General features: G+C 73.0%; 3 protein-coding genes. 2 read left to right on the forward strand and 1 reads right to left on the reverse strand.

The window, feature by feature from the left end:
* Positions 1–1,251: PucR family transcriptional regulator ligand-binding domain-containing protein (locus E3T37_RS14465; protein ID WP_134367974.1), on the reverse strand; the 1,251-nt coding region annotated here is incomplete at its 3' end.
* Between the two features lie 117 nt (positions 1,252–1,368).
* On the opposite strand from E3T37_RS14465, the gene E3T37_RS14470 reads away from it, so the two are divergent.
* The gene (locus E3T37_RS14470) at positions 1,369–2,742 is read left to right on the forward strand and encodes an aminotransferase class III-fold pyridoxal phosphate-dependent enzyme (RefSeq protein ID WP_134367976.1); all 1,374 of its coding nucleotides are present in this window, start codon (positions 1,369–1,371) and stop codon (positions 2,740–2,742) included.
* The coding region (locus E3T37_RS14475) for an aldehyde dehydrogenase family protein (protein WP_134367978.1) at positions 2,739–3,799 on the forward strand (1,061 nt) is incomplete at its 3' end. The genes E3T37_RS14470 and E3T37_RS14475, both read left to right, overlap by 4 nt.

A 3,799-nucleotide genomic window follows, 5' to 3' on the forward strand; every position in this document is an offset into this window, starting at 1 on the left:
CGCCACCGCCAGCGACCCCGACCCCGGCCCCGCCACCGCCACCGCCAGCGACCCCGACCCCGGCCCCGCCACCGACCCCGACCCCGACCCCGACCCCGGCTGCGCAGCAGGGCCCGACACGACCGACCGGTCCGGATCGGCAACCGGGTCACCCGACTCGTCCAGCACCAGGTAGCTGAGCCCGTCGAACGTGCACCGCAGGCTCGAACGACGGATGCTCCGCCGCAGTTCCGCGGCCTCCTCTCCCGTCGACAGCCCAGACATCGCGGCGATGGCGTCGGCCAGCTCCTCGGTCGAGAGCAGGTCCACCTGCTCGCCCGTGACGGCCAGGACCCGAACCCGTTCCGTCAGCGGGGGCAGGCCCAGCTCCGCCGCGGCGAGGCGCGCGGCGTCGATGTAGCCGTGCAGGAGCAGGGTCGCGGCGGTGGCGCCCAGGATCGCGTTGGCCCGGCGCAGCTCCCAGTTCTGCTGCGCCGTGATCGAGAGCAGCATGCAGCCGGTCAGCATGAGCTGCCGGTCCGCCGGGCGCAGTGCCCGCCCGGCACCCACGGCCAGGAACCCCGCGGTGCGCTGGCCGGCCACGATGGAGTACTCGACGACATCCGTTCCCAGCAGCGGGAAGGTCGCGGCGGCGTGCGTGCCCGCCAGGTTCAGCCGCGCCGTCTCCTCGCGCAGCTTCGGCAGCACGCGGCTCTCGGTCGCCGGCCAGAGCGACTCCGGCGTGCCGTCGGCCGGCAGGTACGCGGCCCAGCCGCCCAGCGCCTCCGCGAGCACCTTCACCACGGATGCCGCAGCTCCTGGCCGCGTGGCGGCGCGCGCGAGCGAGGTCTGCAGCCCCAGATTCGCGGCGTAGTCGGCCTGTTCGGTGCGGCCGACGAGGTCCCAGTAGGCCCGGGAAACCTGGAGGAAGGGGGTGCCGTCCGGAACGATCAGCAGCGCCAGGCCCGCCTCCCGGCACGCGTCGGCGAGGTGCGGCGGCACATGGTCGGTGCCCGCACCGAGGCCCAGGCCGAGGGCAGCCACGCCGTGGTCGACGAGCCGCCGCACGTACCCGCGCACGTGCTCGTCGGTTCCCGCCACCGGGATTCCGGTGGTCAGCAGCAGTTCCCCGCCGCCGAGGTACGGCGTCGGGTCGTCCAGCTCGGAGACGTGCACCCCGGTGAGGTCACGGCGGGCCGGCCGTCCGCCGCCGACCGGTTGGAGGTCGCTGCCGAGCCGTTCCTGCAGCTGCACCAGGCTGATCGTCACCATGCGGATCCTTTTCGACTCTGAAACGGCCAATATCTTTGGATATTCTAGCCACCGCGCTGTTTTTTCATAGACGTTTCATACGATGTCAAGCGGATGGCCCTCGCCTACATTTATCCGATGGACACAGCGACCGTTCCCCAGACCCGACTGCTCCGCACCGCGATCCCCGGCCCCCGGTCCAGCGCGCTGCATGCCGAACGGGTGAAGCAGGTCTCCAGCGGGTTCGGGATCGCGCTGCCGGTGTTCATCGACCGGGCCGAGGGCGGCATCCTGCAGGACGTCGACGGCAACCGCATCATCGACTTCGCCTCGGGTATCGCGGTCACCAGCGTCGGAGCTGCCAACCCACTCGTGCAGGCCCGCGTCACCGAGCAGCTGGCACGGTTCAGCCACACCTGTTTCATGGTCACCGAGTACGACTCCTTCACCGCGGTCTGCGCCTGGCTGAACGCCCACACGCCTGGCGACTTCGAGAAGCGCACGGCGCTGTTCTCCACCGGTTCCGAGGCCGTGGAGAACGCCATCAAGATCGCCCGCGCCGCCACCGGCCGCGCCAAGGCGCTCGTCTTCGACGACGCGTACCACGGCCGGTCCCTGCTGACGATGGCCATGACGGCCAAGGAGAAGCCCTACAAGATCACCTTCGGGCCCTTCCCCACCGAGATCGTGCGGGCTCCGATGGCCGCTCCGCTGCGCTGGCCGAGCGGCGCGGCGAACGCCACCGCCGAGGCCCTCGCCGGGGTCGAGGCGGTCCTGGCCGAGCAGGGCCCCGAGACGTTCGCCGCCATGGTGATCGAGCCCATCCAGGGCGAGGGCGGGTTCATCGTTCCGGCCCCCGGCTTCCTGGCCGGGCTGCGCGACATCGCGGCCCGCCACGGGATCGTCTTCGTGCTCGACGAGGTGCAGGCCGGCATGGGCCGCACCGGCACCATGTTCGCCAGCGAACACGAGGGCGTCGCCGCGGACCTCCTCGTCACGGGCAAGGCGCTGGCCGGGGGCCTGCCGCTGACCGCCGTGACCGGCCGGGTCGAACTGATGAACGCCGTGCACACCGGCGGACTGGGCGGCACCTACGCCGGCAACCCGCTGGCCTGCGCGGCCGCGCTCGGCGTCTTCGAGGCATTCGAGAACGGCGACCTGCTCGCCGGTGCGCTGCGCATCGAGAGCACGGCCCGCCGCATCCTGGAACCGCTGGTGGCGGAGGAGTCCCCGATCGTCGACTTCCGCGGTCGCGGCGCCATGCTCGCGATCGAATTCGCCGACCGAGAGACCCTCGAACCGCGGCCCGAGCTCGCCGCCGCGGTCGCCTCGCTCTGCCACCAGCAGGGGGTGCTCGTGCTCGTCTGCGGAACGTACGGAAACGTCATCCGTCTGCTTCCCCCGCTCGTCATCGGGCAGGACCTGCTCGAAGACGGCCTCGCCGTGCTGCGGGCAGCCGTCGAATCCGTCTACGCCGAAGCATCCGTCGGCGCCGCGGCGGTGCACGCGTGAGCGAAACCCTCGCGACGACCGTCACGCCGGCCGGAGACCCGGCCGCAGACCCGGCCGCAGACCCGAGCTACGACCCGCGCACGGGCGCGCAGCACGGCAGCGTGCCGCACACGACCCCGGAGCACGTCGCCGCGATCCTGCGGCGCGCGCAGAGCGCGGCTTCCGTGATCGCCGGCACCAGCCCGGCGACCCGGCAGGGCTGGCTGACTGCGATCGCGCACTCCCTCCGCACCCACGAGGACGAACTCGTGCGGCTCGCGGGCGAGGAGACCGGCCTCGGCGCGGACCGCCTGCACGGCGAACTCGCCAAATGCGCCACCAGCACCGTGTTCTACGGCGCCGTCGCGGCCGAGGGCAGCTATCTGGGCGCCGGCACCGAGGGCATCGGCGGCGACTCCACCCTGTCCCGCTGGAACATCCCCCTCGGCCCGGTCGCGGTGTTCGGGGCGAGCAACTTCCCGTTCGGTTTCGGCGTGATCGGCCACGACGTGGCGTCTGCGCTCGGCGCCGGCTGCCCCGTGATCGTCAAGGCGCACCCGGCCCACCCGCGCCTCAGCGTGCGGCTGGCGGAGCTGGTCTCCGACGCGCTCGAGCGGGCCGGCGCCCCCGTGGGCAGCTACGCCCTCGTCGTCGGCTTCGACGCGGGACTCCAGCTCGTCGACGCCGCCGAGATCACCGCGATCGCCTTCACCGGCAGCCAGGGCGGCGGAATGGCGCTCGTGCAGCGCGCCGCCGCGCGGGGCGTGCCGGTCTTCGCCGAGATGGGCACCGTGAACCCGGTCTTCGTCACGACGGATGCCGCGGCCGACAGCGCGCAGATCGCGGCCGGCTTCGTGGGCTCCTTCACCCTCGGGGCGGGCCAGTTCTGCACCAAGCCCGGGTTGCTCTTCGCCCCCGCGGGCGCCGGGATCTTCGACGCCGTGCGCGCCGAGCTCCGGCAGGCCCCCAGTGCGCCCCTGCTGACCGCCGGGATCGCGCGCGGCTACCGGGCCGGCCTGACCGGACTCGCCGAAGCCGCCGCCGCGGCGGGAAACGCCGGCGCCGACAGCGCCGAGGC

The organism is Cryobacterium sp. TMT2-10, from assembly GCF_004403075.1.
Classification (GTDB): domain Bacteria; phylum Actinomycetota; class Actinomycetes; order Actinomycetales; family Microbacteriaceae; genus Cryobacterium; species Cryobacterium shii.